This window comes from Pseudomonas nitroreducens NBRC 12694, from assembly GCF_002091755.1.
GTDB classification, from domain to species: Bacteria; Pseudomonadota; Gammaproteobacteria; order Pseudomonadales; family Pseudomonadaceae; genus Pseudomonas; species Pseudomonas nitroreducens.
The window spans coordinates 574,770-591,754 of the sequence record NZ_BDAI01000001.1 but is presented as its reverse complement, the minus strand read 5'-3'; the positions used below and the strand labels follow the sequence as shown (position 1 = coordinate 591,754).

Below are 16,985 nucleotides of genomic sequence, written 5' to 3'. Positions count from 1 at the left end.
CGAATAGAGCGAGAGTGAATTTATGAGCCTGAATCCGAGAGACGCCGTCATTGTCGACTTCGGCCGCACCCCGATGGGCCGTTCGAAGGGTGGCATGCACCGCAACACCCGCGCGGAGAACATGTCCGCGCACCTGATCAGCAGCGTGCTTGCGCGCAACCCGAAGATCGACCCGGCGGAAGTCGAGGACGTGATCTGGGGCTGCGTGAACCAGACCCTGGAGCAGGGCTGGAACATCGCGCGCATGGCGTCGCTGATGACCCAGATCCCGCACACCAGCGCCGGCCAGACCGTCAGCCGCCTGTGCGGTTCGTCCATGAGCGCCCTGCACACCGCCGTGCAGGCGATCCAGACCGGCAACGGTGACGTCTTCGTCATCGGCGGCGTGGAGCACATGGGCCATGTAGGCATGATGCACGGCGTCGATCCGAACCCGCACATGTCCCTGTACGCCGCCAAGGCGTCGGGCATGATGGGCCTGACCGCCGAGATGCTGGGCAAGATGCACGGCATCACCCGCGAGGCGCAGGACAAGTTCGGCGTGCGTTCGCACCAGCTGGCCTGGAAAGCGACCCAGGAAGGCAAGTTCAAAGACGAAATCATTCCGATGGAAGGCTACGACGAGAACGGCTTCCTGAAGATCTTCGACTTCGACGAAACCATCCGTCCGGAAACCACCCTGGAAAGCTTGGCCGCCCTGAAACCGGCGTTCAACCCCAAGGGCGGCACCGTGACCGCCGGTACTTCCTCGCAGATCACCGACGGCGCTTCCTGCATGATCGTCATGAGCGCCCAGCGCGCCCAGGACCTGGGTGTGCAGCCGATGGCCGTGGTTCGCGCAATGGCCGTGGCGGGCGTTGATCCGGCGATCATGGGCTACGGCCCGGTTCCGTCGACCAACAAGGCGCTCAAGCGCGCCGGCCTGACCATCAACGACATCGACTTCTTCGAGCTCAACGAAGCCTTCGCCGCACAGGCCCTGCCGGTGCTGAAGGACCTCAAGATCCTCGACAAGATGGAAGAGAAGGTCAACCTGCACGGCGGCGCCATCGCCCTGGGTCACCCATTCGGCTGCTCCGGTGCGCGTATCTCCGGCACCCTGCTGAACGTGATGAAGCAGAACAGTGGCACCCTGGGTGTGTCCACCATGTGCGTGGGCCTCGGTCAGGGCATCACCACCGTCTTCGAACGCGTCTAAGCTTTCGTGGATGGGAGAGCCGGGGCCTTGTGCCCCGGCTTTCGTTTTTGTCGGGTGGGGATTGCCCGGCGGCCGCGCAATCAGCACAATCGCCGCCTTTTGGCCGGCGGAGGGAGAACCGACATGCACTTGCAGCCCGGATTGTATCGACACTACAAGGGACAGCAGTACCGCGTGCTCGGCGTCGCCCGGCATTCGGAGACCGAGGAAGACCTGGTGATCTACCAGGCGCTGTACGGCGAATTCGGCCTCTGGGTACGCCCGCTGAGCATGTTCACCGAGGCGGTGGAAGTGGATGGCGAGAAGGTTCCTCGATTCGCTCTGATCAGCGCCGAAGATGATCCGTTGGGTCTCCAGACCGGCCCGTCCGGCGAAACCCAAGCTTGACCTTGGCGCGACCGCCACTATATATAGCGGTGCCGCTCCAAGCGCCTCCCTCCTTGTAAATTCATCTTTTCGACGCAGGAATCTTCCGATCCATGGGTAAATCGCTGGTCATCGTGGAATCACCGGCCAAGGCCAAGACCATCAACAAGTACCTGGGCAACCAGTACGTGGTGAAGTCGAGCATCGGCCACATCCGCGACCTGCCCACCAGCGGCTCGTCCGCGTCGAAGGAGCCTGCGGCGAAAGCGCGCAAGACCGCTTCCGAAGCGCCGGCCCTGTCGCCGAAGGAGAAGGCCAAGCGCCAGCTCGTCACCCGCATGGGCGTCGACCCGGAGCACGGCTGGAAGGCCAAGTACGAGATCCTGCCCGGCAAGGAAAAGGTGATCGAGGAGCTGCGCCGCCTGGCCAAGGACGCCGACACCATCTATCTCGCAACCGACTTGGACCGCGAAGGGGAGGCCATTGCCTGGCACCTGCGCGAGGCCATCGGCGGCGACGACTCGCGCTACAAGCGCGTGGTCTTCAACGAAATCACCAAGAAGGCCATCCAGGAGGCCTTCTCCCAGCCCGGCGAGCTGGATATCAACCGCGTGAATGCCCAGCAGGCGCGCCGCTTCCTCGACCGCGTGGTGGGCTACATGGTCTCTCCGCTGCTGTGGGCGAAGATCGCCCGCGGCCTGTCCGCCGGCCGTGTGCAGTCGGTGGCGGTGAAGCTGGTGGTGGAGCGCGAGCGCGAGATCCGCGCCTTTGTCCCGGAAGAGTACTGGGAAGTGCATGCCGACCTCGGCACGCCGAAGAACGACAAGGTCCGCTTCGAGGTGGTGCGCGAGAAGGGCGAAGCCTTCAAACCGCTCAATGAAGCGCAGGCCATGGCCGCCCTGGAGAAGCTCAAGGCTTCCAGCTACAGCATCGCCAAGCGCGAGGACAAGCCGACCTCCAGCAAGCCCTCGGCCCCGTTCATCACTTCCACTCTGCAGCAGGCTGCGAGCAATCGCCTGGGCTTCGGTGTGAAGAAGACCATGATGATGGCCCAGCGTCTCTACGAAGCCGGCTACATCACTTATATGCGTACCGACTCGACCAACCTGTCGGCCGACGCCATCGACATGGTGCGCGGCTTCATCGAAAGCGAGTTCGGCAAGAAGTACCTGCCGGCCAAGCCGAACTTCTACTCCAGCAAGGAAGGCGCCCAGGAAGCGCACGAAGCGATTCGTCCTTCCGACGTCAACCTGCGTCCGACCCAGCTGTCGGGCATGGAGCGCGACGCCGAGCGCCTGTACGACCTGATCTGGCGCCAGTTCGTGGCCTGCCAGATGCCGCCGGCCGAGTACCTGTCCACCACCGTCAGCGCCGCTGCCGGTGACTTCGAGCTGCGTGCCAAGGGCCGCATCCTCAAGTTCGATGGCTACACCAAGGTGCTGCCGCAGCAGAGCAAGCCGGGCGAGGACGACGTTCTGCCGGTCATGAACCAGGGCGACGCGATGAAGCTGCTCAAGCTCGACCCGAGCCAGCACTTCACCAAGCCGCCGGCGCGCTTCTCCGAAGCCAGTCTGGTCAAGGAACTGGAAAAACGCGGCATCGGTCGCCCGTCCACCTACGCGGCGATCATCTCCACCATCCAGGAGCGCGGCTACGTCACCACCCATAACCGCCGCTTCTACGCGGAAAAGATGGGCGACATCGTCACCGACCGCCTCAACGAGAGCTTCTCCAACCTGATGGACTACGGCTTCACCGCCGGCATGGAAGAGAACCTCGATGACGTGGCCCAGGGCGAGCGCGACTGGAAGAATGTGCTGGACGAGTTCTACGGCGACTTCCGCAAGAAGCTCGACCTGGCCGAGGCCGCCAACGACGGCATGCGCGCCAATCAGCCGACACTGACCGACATCCCCTGCCGCGAGTGCGGCCGACCGATGATGATCCGTACCGCCTCCACCGGTGTGTTCCTCGGCTGCTCCGGCTACAGCCTGCCACCCAAGGAGCGCTGCAAGGCGACCGTGAACCTGATCCCAGGCGACGAGATTGCCGCGGATGACGAGGGCGAGTCCGAGTCCCGCGTGCTGCGCGGCAAGCATCGCTGCCCGATCTGCAGCACCGCGATGGATGCCTATCTGGTCGACGAGAAGCGCAAGCTGCACATCTGTGGTAACAACCCGGATTGCGCCGGCTACGAGATCGAAGAGGGGCAGTACCGCATCAAGGGTTACGAAGGCCCGAGCCTGGAATGCGACAAGTGCGGCAGCGAGATGCAGCTCAAGACCGGCCGCTTCGGCAAGTTCTTCGGCTGCACCAACCCGACTTGTAAGAACACCCGCAAGCTGCTGAAGAATGGCGAGCCTGCACCGCCGAAGATGGACGCCATCCGCATGCCGGAACTCAAGTGCGAGAAGGTGGACGACATCTACGTACTGCGTGACGGCGCTTCCGGCCTGTTCCTGGCCGCCAGCCAGTTCCCGAAGAATCGCGAGACCCGTGCTCCGCTGGTGGCCGAGCTGATTCCGCACAAGGAAGAGCTGGATCCGAAGTACCACTTCCTGCTCGCCGCGCCGGCAAAAGATCCGGATGGCCGCCCGGCGGTGATCCGCTTCAGCCGCAAGACCAAGGAGCAGTACGTGCAGTCCGAGGTCGACGGCAAGCCCACTGGCTGGCGTGCCTTCTTCGACGGCGGCAAGTGGAAGGTCGAAGACAAGCGCTGATGGAAGGCGCGCCCCGCTGAGGCGGGGCGTGCTTATACTGCCGAAGTCGACTGCAGAGGGCCCGGTCATGGCGAACGAACTCTATACCCGCACCAACCAGAAGCTGTTCTTCGCCGGCCTTGCTCTGGAAGCCTGGCGCAGCGCCGAAACGGCGCGTGCGATGAATGCCCAGGCGCGCATCCAGGCCGAGCGCGAAGCGGCGTTGTTCCATCTCTATGGTGCCGTGCTGGGTGTGGCCCATGAGATCGCCGGTTACTACCGCCTGCCCCAGGCTGGTGCGCCGCGCGTCGATATGCTGCTGAATGCCGAGGTGCTGGCCGCCGCTCCAAGCCCGGAGCTGGCCGAAATGGTCGAGCTGGCGCAATCGCCCGAAGCCTGGCTGGGTCGCCTGCTGGCCGCCTATGCTGCGCTGTTCCAGCCCCCGAGCGAGCCGAAGAAAGCCAAGGTCGATCCGACCCAGCCGTTGATCCAGGCGGTGAATGTCGACGACGAGACGCCGGAGGAACTGGGCAATGAAGAGCTGGAAGCCTGGCGCAAAGCCCTGAAGGATCTGGTGCTGCGTTTCCGCGCCTCGCTCACCGAGCTCTGATTCCCGCTTCACACTGTGCCGGCCTTCTGGTCGGCCGATGCGCGCTTTGGCTAGGGCGTAGTGGGTGTGGCTGTTACACTACGCGTTCTGCTGTGGAGAACTTCGCTATGCCAACCTCATTTCTGGAAATTGTCGAGCTGCCTGACGGGCGCATTGTGCTGCGTCGCGCGGACGAGGAGGAGGCGCTGGTGACCCTGGAGTTCTCCGCCGATGCCAAGGGCTTCCTGCAGGGCCAGCACATCGAGATCGCCAAGGCGATGTTCAATGTCGGTGTGCAGATGGCCGGTCGTCTCGCCGAAGGTGGTGACATGGGCATGGACGACGAAGGTCCGCGCGTCCTGCACTGAGTTCTGCCGCCTCACTGCGCTCGCGGTGAGGCTTCTTGTTCAGTTCATCCCAGACGAATATTCAGGCTCTGCGCCTGGCCGGCAACGGCAGCGCGGGAAAGCTGCCTGCGCGCGCTTTCGCTGAGATTCAGCCAGCTCACCACCGTATGGCTGTTGCCCAGGCGCAATGCTTCGCAGGCCAGGGCCTGTGCTGCGGCGTGATCGCGGGCAGGCAGCAGGAGGATACGTTCGCGATTCAGGCCGGCCTTGCGCAACCAGTCCGGCGTCAGGCTGGGGGGCGGGGCGATCAGTGTCAGCCAGCGGGAGTCGCTTTCCTCGCTGAGCCCACGGAGCATTGGCGCCAGCAGCGTCAGGCACTGGCCGGGTAGCCCGCGCAGGGCAATCTCGCTGAAGGCACTCTCGTCGGCAACCGGCTCGTCTTCCAGCAGTTCAGGGAGCAGGGGGGCAGTACCGCTCGCCCAGAGTGCTTCCTGGAACAGCGGGAGTTGCGGCAGGTTCTGTGGCTGCGGGTACTGCATGGTTGTCTCCTGTTCAGCGACGGATAACGCCGACGCTCAAGCCTTCGATGACCAGTTCCTGTTCCTTGAGATCGACCTCGATGGGGGCGAACTCCGGGTTCTCGGCCAGCAGCCAGACCTTGCTGCCTTCGCGCTTGAAGCGCTTGACCGTCACCTCTTCACCCAGGCGGGCGACCACGATCTGGCCGTTGCGCGCCTCGCGGGTGACATGCACGGCGAGCAGGTCGCCGTCCATGATGCCGACATCCTTCATGCTCTGGCCGCGAACGCGCAGCAGGTAGTCCGCCGGCGGGTTGAAGAAGGTGGGGTTGATTCGGCAGGTGTCGTCGACGTTCTGCTCGGCGAGGATCGGCGCGCCGGCAGCGACGCGGCCGATGATCGGCAGTTCGTCGTCATTGGCGGCGGCCTTGGGTTCGAAGCCGGGGATGCGGATGCCGCGGGAGGCGCCCGGGGTCATCTCGATGGCGCCTTTGCGGGCGAGGGCTTTCAGGTGCTCCTCGGCGGCGTTGGGCGACTTGAAGCCGAGTTCATGGGCGATCTCCGCGCGGGTGGGCGGATAGCCGTTGGCTTCCAAGCAGCGTTTGATGAAGGCGAGGATCTCGGCTTGGCGCGGCGTGAGCTTCAGCATGTCCATACTCTGGCTTTTTATACAGTTCCTGGAATTATATACAGTGATAGCGGGCTGGCAATGCTTTTATTGGGCGAGGCTGTTGGTGGAACGTTCGTGCATGTAACCTTTGGACGCTGGCAGGCGTCTTGCTGTACATACGGTCTCTCGTCGCATTGCCATGATATTGGTAACAATCCATCGCACTTTGCTTGACAATAGAAGACGCTGAAACGTATGTTTCAAACAAGTGTTTGTCAGGCGGAGTAGCCATGGCCCAGTCGGAAACCGTCGAACGCATCCTGGATGCTGCGGAACAGCTGTTCGCGGAGAAAGGCTTCGCCGAAACCTCCTTGCGTCTGATCACCAGCAAGGCGGGGGTGAACCTCGCGGCGGTGAACTACCACTTCGGCTCGAAGAAGGCGCTGATCCAGGCGGTCTTCTCGCGCTTCCTCGGTCCGTTCTGCGCCAGTCTCGAGAAGGAGCTGGATCGCCGCCAGGCCAAGCCCGATGCGCCGCGTGCCACGCTGGAAGAGCTGCTCGAACTGCTCGTGGTCCAGGCCATGGCCGTCAAGCCGCGCAGCGGCAATGACCTGTCCATCTTCATGCGCCTGCTGGGCCTGGCGTTCAGCCAGAGCCAGGGGCACCTGCGCAAGTACCTCGAAGAGGTCTATGGCAAGGTGTTCCGCCGCTACATGCTGCTGGTGAACGAGTCCGCACCGCGTCTGCCGCCGCTGGAGCTCTTCTGGCGTGTGCACTTCATGCTGGGTACTGCCGTATTCAGCATGTCCGGCATCAAGGCGTTGCGCGCCATGGCCGAGAACGATTTCGGCGTGAACACCTCCATCGAGCAGGTGATGCGCCTGATGGTGCCGTTCCTGGCTGCCGGCATGCGAGCCGATAGCGGTGTAAGCGATCCGTCGCTGGCCGGCGCCCAGCTCAAGCCGCGCACCAAGTCGAGCGCCGCACAGGCTCCCGCCAAAGTCTGATTTGCGCCCGGCTTCGCGCTGGGCTGCGCCGGTCCGATCGGCTACAGTAGCCGGCCATGGCCGATCTTGATCTTCTCCATATCTCCCTTGCTGACCAGATGCTCTACGGCTTTGCCGCGGGGTGTCTCGTCGTCCGTGTTCAGGTATCCACTGCTGTCAACGGCGCGGGGGAGCGCAACGGGTCCGGCTGCACGCCGCGTGGCCTGCACCAGATACGCGCACGCGTCGGTGATGGGCTCCCCAAAGGAGCGGTGCTGAAGGGGCGGCGCTGGACCGGGGAAACCTGGACGCCTGCGCTGCACGAAGAGTTTCCCGGCCGCGACTGGATCCTCTCGCGCATTCTCTGGCTCAGCGGCTGCGAACAGGGCCGCAACCGGATGGGCGAGGTCGACACCTTTCGCCGCTACATCTATCTGCACGGCACTCCCGACTGCGAGCCCATGGCCGTCCCGCTGTCGCACGGCTGTATCCGCCTGCGCAATGACGACCTGCTGGAACTCTTTCCGCGGGTTCCCCTCCATTGCCGGGTCCGAATCGAAGAGGCTGCATGCCCTGAGTGGCACGCAGCGCAATTGAATTGAAAGGAATGCATATGCAAGGCTCCCTGATGCTCGACATCGGCGGCACCTGGCTCACCGCCGAGGACCGCCAGATTCTGCGCCACCCGGAAGTGGGTGGCCTGATCATCTTCGCCCGCAACATCGAGTCGCCGCGCCAGGTGCGCGAGCTGATGGCCGCCATCCGCGCGGTGCGCCCCGATTTGCTGCTCGCGGTGGACCAGGAAGGTGGCCGCGTGCAGCGCCTGCGCCAGGGCTTCCTGCGTCTGCCGGCAATGCGTGCCATCGCCGATAACGCCAACGCTGAGCGCCTGGCCGAGCAGTGCGGCTGGCTGATGGCGACCGAGGTGCTGGCGGTAGGGCTCGACCTGAGCTTCGCTCCGGTGCTGGATCTGGACCACCAGCGCAACGCCGTCGTCGGCAGCCGCGCCTTCGAAGGCAATCCGGAGCGTGCCGTTGCGCTGGCTGGTGCGTTCATCCGTGGTATGCGCGCCGCCGGCATGGCCTCTACCGGCAAGCACTTCCCCGGCCATGGTTGGGCGGAAGTCGATTCCCATGTGGGGATTCCCGAGGACGAGCGCACGCTGCAGCAGATCCGCGCCGTGGACCTGGTGCCGTTCCAGCGTCTTTCCGGCGAGCTGGATGCGCTGATGCCGGCCCACGTGATCTACCCGCAGGTCGACCCGAATCCAGCCGGCTTCTCCCGTCGCTGGCTGCAGGACATCCTGCGCGGCGAACTGGGCTTCGACGGTGTGATCTTCAGCGATGACCTGTCCATGGCCGGCGCCCATGTGGTCGGCGATGCCGCCAACCGCATCGAGGCCGCCCTGAGTGCCGGCTGCGACATGGGGCTGGTGTGCAATGACCGCGCCTCCGCCGAGCTGGCCCTGAGTGCCCTGCAGCGCCTGAAGGTCAGCGCGCCGCAGCGCCTTGAACGCATGCGTGCCAGAGCTTGGCCGGGCACCGAATACAAGCAACTGCCGCGTTGGCAACAAGCCGTCGGCGAATTGCGTGCCGCACAACTGATCGACTAAGGATTTGCCATGACTGTCTACGCCATCATCGGCGGTACCGGCCTGACCCAATTGGAAGGGTTGACCCTGAAGGATGCCATCGAGCTGGAGACGCCCTACGGTGCCCCCTCGGCGACCGTTCAGCGCGGCGAGTTCGCCGGTCGCGAGGTGCTGTTCCTCGCTCGCCACGGCCATCCGCACCGTTTCCCCCCGCATCAGGTGAACTACCGCGCCAACCTCTGGGCGCTGCAGCAGGCTGGCGCCCAGGCCGTGCTTGCGGTGAACGCCGTGGGCGGCATCCATGCTGCGATGGGGAGTGGTCACCTGTGTGTGCCGCACCAGATCGTCGATTACACCTGGGGCCGTGAGCACACGTATTTCGCCGGTGACATTGACCATGTCACCCATATCGACTTCAGCCACCCCTACGATGAGCCGCTGCGGCAGAAGCTGATCGCCGCACTGCAGGCGTTGGGATATGCGTACAGCAGTCATGGTGTCTACGCGGCTACCCAGGGGCCGCGCCTGGAAACCGTGGCGGAGATCGCCAGGCTGGAGCGCGACGGCTGCGACATCGTCGGCATGACCGGTATGCCCGAAGCCGCGCTGGCACGTGAGCTGGATTTGCCGTATGCCTGCCTGTCGCTGGTGGTGAATCCCGCGGCGGGCAAGTCCAGCGGCATCATCACCATGGCCGAGATCGAGCAGGCGCTGCACGACGGCATCGGCAAGGTGCGCGAGGTGCTGGGGCGCGTGCTGGTGAGTTGACGCTTCGCTCCTGCAGGTGAAAAAAAGCCCGGCGATTGCCGGGCTTTTTCTTTATTGCGCGGGCTGGGCCGGCGGCGGGGCGTCGAAGCCACCGTCTGCCGGAGCGGCCGGCGCAGGCTGCTGCGGCGCGTCCGGGCCGGTCGGCGCCTCGTCTTCCATGCCCGGCGGCGGGGCGGCGGCCGGCTTGGCGTTGAGCGGGGTCACTTTAATCAACATGCCCAGGCTCGGGTGGTCGAGGTAGGTCAGCACGCTGTTCTTCAGGCTGGCTTCCTGGACCATGTGCTGGCTGGCGGCGAGCAGGCCGTCCTGGCCGAACTGGTTGATCCAGAAGTCGGTCTGGGTGTTCACGAAGCGTTGCTGGCTGAGAGTGACGGTACCTTCCACCGGGAAGTGGCTGTCACGCTGGGCGCCCTCGGTCAGGGAAACCTTCACCGGGTTGGCATCGATCTCCTGGCGCCAGGCCTTGTGCATCAGCACCTGGAAGCCTTCGTTCTGCTTGAGCTTGGCGACCTGGGCGTCCATGGCAGTAGGGCGCGAGCTGTCCGGGCCGGGCGGTTGCGCACCCTTGGCCCAGTCATCCGGGGCGGGGCGACTGGCGAGCACGACGTCGCCGGACTGCTGGAAGAGGATCAGCTCTACCTGGTAAGGCTCGGCAAAGGCCGCCGGCGACAGCAGTGCCAGCGACAGCAGCAGGGGTTGGAACAGGCGCATTGCACGGAATCCTTAGTGAGTCTGTGGCGTGAGGCGCTCGAGCAGCGCTTCCAGCGTGTTGAACCGTTCTTCCGGGCGCTCCATGGGCACCTGGAACTTGAAGAGGGTGGCCCCTTCGAATTTGTACCGATTGGGCTGGCTCTGGATCATCTTGATCAGCACCAGCGGGTCGACGCAGGTATCGGCGGCGAATTCTACCCGGCCTCCCTGGGGCCCGGCATCTACCTTCACTATCCCGAGCTTTTCCGCCTGCAGTTTCAGCAAAGTCAGACGGATCAGGTTCTTCGCCGGCTCTGGCAGCAGGCCGAATCGGTCGATCATTTCCACCTGCAGTTCGCGCAGGCCGTCTTCGTCGGCGGCGTTGGCGATGCGCTTGTAGAGGATCAGGCGGGCGTGAACGTCCGGCAGGTAGTCTTCCGGGATCAGCGCCGGTACGCGCAGGTTGATGTCCGGGCCGCCGCCCAGCGGCTGCTCCAGGTTCGGCTGCTCGCCCTTGCGGATTGCCTTCACCGCGCGTTCGAGCATTTCCATATAGAGGGTGAAGCCCACCGCCTGGATCTGCCCGCTCTGGCCATCGCCGAGCAGTTCGCCGGCGCCGCGGATCTCCAGGTCATGGGTGGCCAGCACGAAGCCGGCGCCGAGGTCCTGGGCGTTGGCGATGGCTTCCAGGCGCTTCTCGGCGTCCGGGGTCATCTGCTTGCGTGGCGGGGTGAGCAGGTAGGCGTAGGCCTGGTGGTGGCTGCGGCCGACCCGGCCGCGCAGTTGGTGCAACTGGGCCAGGCCGAATTTGTCGGCGCGCTCGATGAGGATGGTGTTGGCGCTGGGCACGTCGATGCCGGTCTCGATGATGGTCGAGGCCACCAGCACGTTGAAGCGCTTGTGGTAGAAGTCGCTCATCACCCGTTCCAGGTCGCGCTCGTTCATCTGCCCGTGGCCGATGCCGATGCGCGCTTCGGGAACCAGCTCCGCCAGGTCGCGGGCGCACTTCTCGATGGTCTTCACTTCGTTGTGCAGGAAGTACACCTGGCCGCCGCGCAGCAGTTCGCGCAGCAGGGCTTCCTTGATCACCGACTTCTGCTCTTCCATGACGAAGGTGCGCACGGACAACCGGCGCGCCGGCGGCGTGGCGATGATCGACAGGTCACGCATGCCGGCGACCGCCATGTTCAGGGTGCGCGGGATCGGCGTGGCGGTGAGGGTGAGGATGTCCACCTCGCTGCGCAGCGCTTTGAGCTGCTCCTTCTGGCGCACGCCGAAGCGGTGCTCTTCGTCGATGATGACCAGGCCGAGGTTCTTGAACTTCACATCGTCCTGCAACAGTTTGTGGGTGCCGATGACGATGTCGACCTTGCCCTCGGCGAGCTGACCTACGGCGCCTTCGACTTCCTTGGCGGACTTGAAGCGGCTCATCACCTCGACCGTTACCGGCCAGTCGGCGAAACGGTCGCGGAAGCTGTTGTAGTGCTGTTGGGCGAGGAGGGTGGTGGGCACCAGCACGGCGACCTGCTTGCCGCTGTGCACCGCGACGAAGGCCGCGCGCATGGCCACTTCGGTCTTGCCGAAGCCCACGTCGCCGCAGACCAGGCGGTCCATCGGCTTTTCCGAGAGCATGTCGGCGACCACCGCTTCGATGGCGGTCTGCTGGTCCGGGGTTTCCTCGAAGGGGAAGCCGGCGGAGAAGGTGGCGTAGTCGACCTGCGGGTCCTTGAAGGCGTAGCCCTTGCGCGCGGCGCGGCGGGCATAGATATCGAGCAGTTCGGCGGCGACGTCGCGGACCTGTTCGGCGGCCTTGCGCTTGGCCTTCTGCCAGGTTTCCGAACCCAGCTTGTGCAACGGCGCCAGGGCATCGTCGCTGCCGGTGTAGCGGGCGATCAGGTGCAGGTTGGCCACCGGCACGTAAAGCTTGGCTTCGTCGGCGTATTGCAGGGCGAGGAATTCGGCGTTCTGACCGTCGATCTCCAGGGTGATCAGGCCCATGTAGCGGCCGACGCCGTGGTCGATGTGCACCACCGGCGCGCCTTCACGCAGCTCGGTGAGGTTCTTGATGACGTTCTCGCCACCGTCGCGGGTCTTCTCGCGGCGCCGACGCTGCATGACGCGCTGGCCGAACAGCGGGCTCTCGGCCACCAGGGCGATGCCCGGTTGGCCAATGCCTGCGTCCAGCAGCAGGCCTTCGTCCATCGGTGCGATGGTGATCGCCAGGCGGTCCTTGTGCGCCAGGAAGCCCGGCCAGCCTTCGACCTCGACCGGGCGCAGCTTCAGTCGCGCCAGCAGTTCCAGCAGCACCTCGCGGCGGCCGGCGGACTCGGCGGTGAAGAGGATGCGTCCGTCGAACTGCTCGATGAACTGGCGCAGGCGTGCCAGCGGCTCGGTGGCCTTGGCCTCGATGGCCAGCTCCGGCAGCGGCTCGGCAGGGAAACGCTCGCGTCCGACGCCGGTCTCGATGGGCTCGGGGCTGACCACCACGCGCGGCCAGTTCTTCAGGCGGGCGAAGCAGTCCTCTACCGGCAGGAAGACTTCAGCGGGCGGCAGCAGCGGGCGCTCCGGGTCGTAGCGGCGGTCTTCGTAGCGGTTGCGTACGTCGGTCCAGAACTGCTCGGCGGCGGTTTCGATGCCCGGCAGGGAGAACACCTGGGTGTCCTGGGGCAGGTAATCGAACAGCGTCGATGTCTCGCCATCTTCGAAGAACAGCGGGATGTAGTACTCGATGCCGGCAGGTGTCAGGCCGCTGGCCAGGTCCTGGTAGATCGGGCAACGGCGGTAGTCGACGTCGAAACGCTCGCGGAAGCGGCCGCGGAAGCCGGTCACCGCTTCCTTGCGCAGCGGGAACTCGCGCGCCGGCAGCAGGCGGATGCTCTCCACCTTATCGATGGAGCGCTGGGTTTCCGGATCGAAGGTACGAAGCGTCTCGATTTCGTCGTCGAACAGGTCGATGCGGTAGGGCAGTTCGCTGCCCATCGGGAACAGGTCGATCAATGCGCCGCGCACGGCGAACTCGCCGTGTTCGTAGACGGTGTCCACACAGCGATAGCCGGCGGCTTCGAAGCGGCTGCGCATCTGCTCGACGTCAAGCTTCTGGCCGACGTCCAGCACCAGGCTGCTGCCAAGCAGGAACTTGGCCGGCGCCAGACGGTGCAGGGCGGTGGTGATGGGCACCACCAGCACGCCGCGGCGCAGTTCGGGTAGCTGATAAAGGGCGGCGACGCGCTGGGAGATGATGTCCTGGTGCGGCGAGAAGACGTCGTAGGGCAGGGTTTCCCAGTCCGGCAGCTGCAGAACCGGCAGGTCTGGCGCAAAGAAGCGCAGCTCCTGCTCCAGGCGCTCGGCGCTCTGGCTGTCGGCGGTCAGCAACAGGGTGAAACGTTTGGCTGGGCCGGCCGCTTCAGCGATGGCCAGGCTCAGGGCGGCCCCGGGGAGGTTGCCCCAGGATTGCTTGCCGGCAGCTGTCGGCAATGTAGGGATACGCAATACGGACACGGGCGTTCGTGGCTCCGGTCGAGGAATTTGACCGGTCGGATTGTAACTATCCCGATTGACGGATGTCAGTCATACGACCGCTGCGGATTGCCGGCGATTGTTCACGCCGTCATAATGTAGCCCCTTTTTTCTTCTCCTACATGTGGAAGGTATTGCCCGTGACCCAGAAGCCCGACCAGTGTCTCGGTGAGTGGATCGATCGTGAAGCCCTCGCGGAAGCCATGATTCCGCTGATCGGCCAACTCTACCGTAACAACAACGTGGTGACCTCGATCTACGGCCGTGGCCTGATCAACCGTTCGGTGATCGCGATCCTCAAAGCGCACCGTTTCGCCCGTCACCGCCTGGCCGAAGAAGGCGGGCTGTCGGTTCACGACACTTTCCCGATCCTCAAGGCAATGAGCGAGCTCAAGCTGGGCGCCGCTTCCGTCGACCTGGGCAAGATGGTTGCCAAGTTCAAGGCCGAAGGTAACGGTCGCAGCATCGAGCAGTTCACCAAGGACGAGCTGGCCGACGTGGTCGGCAAGCAGAACGGCGGCGCTCGCGAAGGCACCGATGTCGTCCTGTACGGCTTCGGTCGTATCGGCCGCCTGCTGGCGCGCATCCTCATCGAGAAGACCGGTGGTGGCGACGGCCTGCGCCTGCGCGCCATCGTCGTCCGCAAGGGCGCCGAGAACGATCTGGTCAAGCGCGCCAGCCTGCTGCGTCGCGACTCCGTGCATGGTCCGTTCGATGGCACCATCACCATCGACGAAGAACACAACACCATCACTGCCAACGGCAACCTGATCCAGGTGATCTACTCCAACGACCCGGCGTCGATCGACTACACCCAGTACGGCATCAAGAAAGCCCTGCTGGTCGACAACACCGGCAAATGGCGTGACGCCGAAGGCCTGGGCCAGCACCTGAAGTGCCCGGGTATCGACCGCGTGATCCTCACCGCTCCGGGCAAGGGCGCGCTGAAGAACGTCGTGCATGGCATCAACCATGGCGATATCACCGCTGACGACAAGATCGTTTCCGCCGCTTCCTGCACCACCAACGCCATCGTGCCGGTGCTGAAAGCCGTCAACGACCAGTACGGCATCGTCAACGGTCACGTCGAAACCGTTCACTCGTTCACCAACGACCAGAACCTGATCGACAACTTCCACAAGGGCAGCCGCCGTGGCCGCGCTGCGCCGCTGAACATGGTGATCACCGAGACTGGCGCCGCGACCGCTGCCGCCAAGGCTCTGCCGGTTCTGAAGGGCAAGCTGACCGGCAACGCCATCCGCGTTCCGACGCCGAACGTCTCCATGGCGATCCTGAACCTGAACCTGGAAAAAGCCACTACCCGCGAAGAGATCAACGAGTACCTGCGCCAGATGGCCATGCACTCGGACCTGCAGAAGCAGATCGACTTCGTTGCTTCCCAGGAAGTGGTCTCCACCGACTTCGTCGGCTCCCGCCATGCGGGCGTCGTCGATGCCGAAGCGACTATCGCCAACGACAACCGCGTCGTTCTGTACGTGTGGTACGACAACGAGTTCGGCTACAGCTGCCAGGTCGTCCGCGTGATGGAAGACATGGCTGGCGTGAACCCGCCGGCTTTCCCGCGCTGATCCAGGCGGTCTAGATAAACGGGAGCTCTCGGGCTCCCGTTTTTCGTTACTGGCTCCACCATAATCATCAATAAAATCTGCCAATTCCTGAACCTGGAAAGACTTCAAATGGATGGACAACATCTGCATGAAGGCGAGCTGAAGCGCGGTCTGAAGAACCGCCACATCCAGCTGATCGCCCTCGGCGGCGCCATCGGTACCGGCCTGTTCCTGGGCTCGGCCGGCGTCCTGCAATCCGCCGGCCCGTCGATGATCCTCGGCTACGCCATCGGCGGCTTCATTGCGTTCCTGATCATGCGCCAGCTGGGCGAGATGATCGTCGAGGAGCCTGTCGCCGGTTCCTTCAGCCACTTCGCGCACAAGTACTGGGGTGGCTTCGCCGGCTTCATGTCGGGCTGGAACTACTGGGTGCTGTACATCCTGGTGGGCATGTCGGAGCTGACCGCGGTCGGCAAGTACATCCAGTTCTGGTGGCCGGACTTCCCGACCTGGGCGACGGCGGCGGTGTTCTTCGTGCTGATCAACGCCATCAACCTGTTCAACGTGAAGGCTTTCGGCGAAACCGAGTTCTGGTTCGCGATCATCAAGGTCGTCGCCATCATCGGCATGATCCTGCTCGGCGTCTGGCTGCTGGTCAGCGGCGCCGGCGGCCCGCAGGCCTCGGTGAGCAACCTGTGGGCCCATGGCGGCTTCTTCCCCAATGGCTGGAAGGGGCTGATCATGGTCCTGGCGATCATCATGTTCTCCTTCGGTGGCCTGGAGCTGGTCGGTATCACCGCCGCCGAAGCCTCCGAGCCGAAGAAAGTGATCCCCAAGGCGATCAACCAGGTCATCTACCGGATCCTGATCTTCTACATCGGCGCCCTGGCCGTGCTGCTCTCGCTGTACCCGTGGGATGCCCTGCTGCAGAGCATCAACAGCGCTGGCGACCCCTACAGCGGCAGCCCGTTCGTGAAGGTCTTCTCGCTGCTGGGCAGTGAGTACGCGGCGAACATCCTGAACTTCGTGGTGCTCACCGCCGCGCTGTCGGTCTATAACAGCTGCGTGTACTGCAACAGCCGCATGCTTTACGGCCTGGCCGAGCAGGGCGACGCCCCGCGCGCCTTCGCCAAGGTCGATGACCGTGGCGTACCGCTGCTGGCCATTGGCGTGTCGGCCTTCATCACCCTGGCGTGCGTCGTGGTCAACTACGTGATCCCGCACCAGGCGCTGGAGCTGCTGATGTCCCTGGTGGTCGCCGCGCTGGTGATCAACTGGGCGATGATCAGCCTGGCTCACATGAAGTTCCGCAAGGCCATGGCGGCCAAGGGCGTGCAGCCGTTCTTCCGCGCGCTGTGGTACCCCTTCGGCAACTGGCTGTGCCTGGCCTTCGTGGTGTTCATCCTGGGCATCATGCTGCAGATCCCTGGCATCGACGTGTCGGTGTATGCGATCCCGGTGTGGATCGTGCTGATGGGCGCCTGCTATTTCCTGTTCAAGCGCAAGTCTCCGGCCAAGGCTGACGCCTGAGCCGGTCGG

15 protein-coding genes are annotated in these 16,985 nt (G+C 64.3%); 11 read left to right on the top strand and 4 right to left on the bottom strand.

Annotated elements, in window-relative coordinates:
* The first annotated feature begins 22 nt into the window (after positions 1-22).
* The 5 genes from fadA (at position 23) to PNI01S_RS02745 (ending at position 5,220) form a co-directional block, all read left to right on the top strand.
* Positions 23-1,198 (top strand): acetyl-CoA C-acyltransferase FadA, encoded by a 1,176-nt coding sequence (fadA, locus tag PNI01S_RS02765; protein ID WP_065084888.1) that lies wholly within the window; start codon positions 23-25, stop codon positions 1,196-1,198.
* A 123-nt stretch (positions 1,199-1,321) separates the two neighbouring features.
* The gene (locus tag PNI01S_RS02760) at positions 1,322-1,585 is read left to right on the top strand and encodes a DUF1653 domain-containing protein (protein WP_024766854.1); all 264 of its coding nucleotides are present in this window, start codon (positions 1,322-1,324) and stop codon (positions 1,583-1,585) included.
* A 92-nt stretch (positions 1,586-1,677) separates the two neighbouring features.
* Positions 1,678-4,284 (top strand): type I DNA topoisomerase, encoded by a 2,607-nt coding sequence (gene topA, locus PNI01S_RS02755; protein WP_084357386.1) that lies wholly within the window; start codon positions 1,678-1,680, stop codon positions 4,282-4,284.
* Positions 4,285-4,351: 67 nt separating this feature from the next.
* On the top strand, positions 4,352-4,873 hold the full coding sequence (locus PNI01S_RS02750) for a DUF6586 family protein (protein ID WP_024766856.1): 522 nt from the start codon (positions 4,352-4,354) through the stop codon (positions 4,871-4,873).
* Between the two features lie 107 nt (positions 4,874-4,980).
* Positions 4,981-5,220, top strand: a complete 240-nt coding sequence (locus PNI01S_RS02745) for a hypothetical protein (RefSeq protein ID WP_024766857.1) — start codon at positions 4,981-4,983, stop codon at positions 5,218-5,220.
* A gap of 44 nt (positions 5,221-5,264) precedes the next feature.
* On the opposite strand, the gene sulA is transcribed toward PNI01S_RS02745, so the two are convergent.
* Positions 5,265-5,738 (bottom strand): SOS-induced cell division inhibitor SulA, encoded by a 474-nt coding sequence (gene sulA, locus PNI01S_RS02740; RefSeq protein WP_065084890.1) that lies wholly within the window; start codon positions 5,736-5,738, stop codon positions 5,265-5,267.
* 13 nt (positions 5,739-5,751) lie between these two features.
* Positions 5,752-6,366, bottom strand: coding sequence for a transcriptional repressor LexA (gene lexA / locus PNI01S_RS02735; RefSeq protein ID WP_024766859.1), 615 nt, complete (start codon positions 6,364-6,366; stop codon positions 5,752-5,754).
* A 251-nt stretch (positions 6,367-6,617) separates the two neighbouring features.
* Between lexA and PNI01S_RS02730 the strand changes: the two genes are divergently transcribed.
* The 4 genes from PNI01S_RS02730 to PNI01S_RS02715 are packed head-to-tail and all read left to right on the top strand — an operon-like array spanning position 6,618 to position 9,672.
* Positions 6,618-7,334: a TetR/AcrR family transcriptional regulator gene (locus PNI01S_RS02730; RefSeq protein WP_024766860.1), complete on the top strand. Its 717-nt coding sequence runs from the start codon at positions 6,618-6,620 to the stop codon at positions 7,332-7,334.
* Between the two features lie 56 nt (positions 7,335-7,390).
* Complete coding sequence (locus PNI01S_RS02725; RefSeq protein WP_084357385.1) at positions 7,391-7,915, top strand: L,D-transpeptidase; 525 nt, start codon at positions 7,391-7,393, stop codon at positions 7,913-7,915.
* An 11-nt stretch (positions 7,916-7,926) separates the two neighbouring features.
* Positions 7,927-8,925 (top strand): beta-N-acetylhexosaminidase, encoded by a 999-nt coding sequence (nagZ, locus tag PNI01S_RS02720; RefSeq protein ID WP_024766862.1) that lies wholly within the window; start codon positions 7,927-7,929, stop codon positions 8,923-8,925.
* Positions 8,926-8,934: 9 nt separating this feature from the next.
* Complete coding sequence (locus PNI01S_RS02715) at positions 8,935-9,672, top strand: S-methyl-5'-thioinosine phosphorylase (protein WP_037012652.1); 738 nt, start codon at positions 8,935-8,937, stop codon at positions 9,670-9,672.
* A 51-nt stretch (positions 9,673-9,723) separates the two neighbouring features.
* Here PNI01S_RS02715 and PNI01S_RS02710 read toward each other — a convergent pair whose 3' ends face one another.
* A complete protein-coding gene (locus PNI01S_RS02710; protein ID WP_038803716.1) occupies positions 9,724-10,383 on the bottom strand; it encodes a CsiV family protein in 660 nt (219 codons plus the stop codon).
* 12 nt (positions 10,384-10,395) lie between these two features.
* Positions 10,396-13,860 (bottom strand): transcription-repair coupling factor, encoded by a 3,465-nt coding sequence (gene mfd, locus PNI01S_RS02705; protein ID WP_024766688.1) that lies wholly within the window; start codon positions 13,858-13,860, stop codon positions 10,396-10,398.
* Between the two features lie 140 nt (positions 13,861-14,000).
* Between mfd and PNI01S_RS02700 the strand changes: the two genes are divergently transcribed.
* Both PNI01S_RS02700 and PNI01S_RS02695 read left to right on the top strand, forming a co-directional pair.
* Entirely contained in the window at positions 14,001-15,467 is a 1,467-nt protein-coding gene (locus PNI01S_RS02700; RefSeq protein WP_037007634.1) for a glyceraldehyde-3-phosphate dehydrogenase, read from the top strand.
* Positions 15,468-15,575: 108 nt separating this feature from the next.
* A complete protein-coding gene (locus PNI01S_RS02695) occupies positions 15,576-16,976 on the top strand; it encodes an amino acid permease (RefSeq protein WP_084357384.1) in 1,401 nt (466 codons plus the stop codon).
* The last annotated feature ends 9 nt before the right edge of the window (positions 16,977-16,985 follow it).

Coding starts and splice junctions, on each gene's coding strand:
- PNI01S_RS02700 (WP_037007634.1), top strand. CDS start 14,001: ATGTGGAAGGTATTGCCCGTGACCCAGAAGCCCGACCAGTGTCTCGGT.
- sulA (WP_065084890.1), bottom strand. CDS start 5,738: ATGCAGTACCCGCAGCCACAGAACCTGCCGCAACTCCCGCTGTTCCAG.
- PNI01S_RS02710 (WP_038803716.1), bottom strand. CDS start 10,383: ATGCGCCTGTTCCAACCCCTGCTGCTGTCGCTGGCACTGCTGTCGCCG.
- lexA (WP_024766859.1), bottom strand. CDS start 6,366: ATGCTGAAGCTCACGCCGCGCCAAGCCGAGATCCTCGCCTTCATCAAA.
- PNI01S_RS02695 (WP_084357384.1), top strand. CDS start 15,576: ATGGATGGACAACATCTGCATGAAGGCGAGCTGAAGCGCGGTCTGAAG.
- nagZ (WP_024766862.1), top strand. CDS start 7,927: ATGCAAGGCTCCCTGATGCTCGACATCGGCGGCACCTGGCTCACCGCC.
- PNI01S_RS02715 (WP_037012652.1), top strand. CDS start 8,935: ATGACTGTCTACGCCATCATCGGCGGTACCGGCCTGACCCAATTGGAA.
- PNI01S_RS02725 (WP_084357385.1), top strand. CDS start 7,391: ATGGCCGATCTTGATCTTCTCCATATCTCCCTTGCTGACCAGATGCTC.
- PNI01S_RS02760 (WP_024766854.1), top strand. CDS start 1,322: ATGCACTTGCAGCCCGGATTGTATCGACACTACAAGGGACAGCAGTAC.
- topA (WP_084357386.1), top strand. CDS start 1,678: ATGGGTAAATCGCTGGTCATCGTGGAATCACCGGCCAAGGCCAAGACC.
- PNI01S_RS02745 (WP_024766857.1), top strand. CDS start 4,981: ATGCCAACCTCATTTCTGGAAATTGTCGAGCTGCCTGACGGGCGCATT.
- fadA (WP_065084888.1), top strand. CDS start 23: ATGAGCCTGAATCCGAGAGACGCCGTCATTGTCGACTTCGGCCGCACC.
- PNI01S_RS02730 (WP_024766860.1), top strand. CDS start 6,618: ATGGCCCAGTCGGAAACCGTCGAACGCATCCTGGATGCTGCGGAACAG.
- PNI01S_RS02750 (WP_024766856.1), top strand. CDS start 4,352: ATGGCGAACGAACTCTATACCCGCACCAACCAGAAGCTGTTCTTCGCC.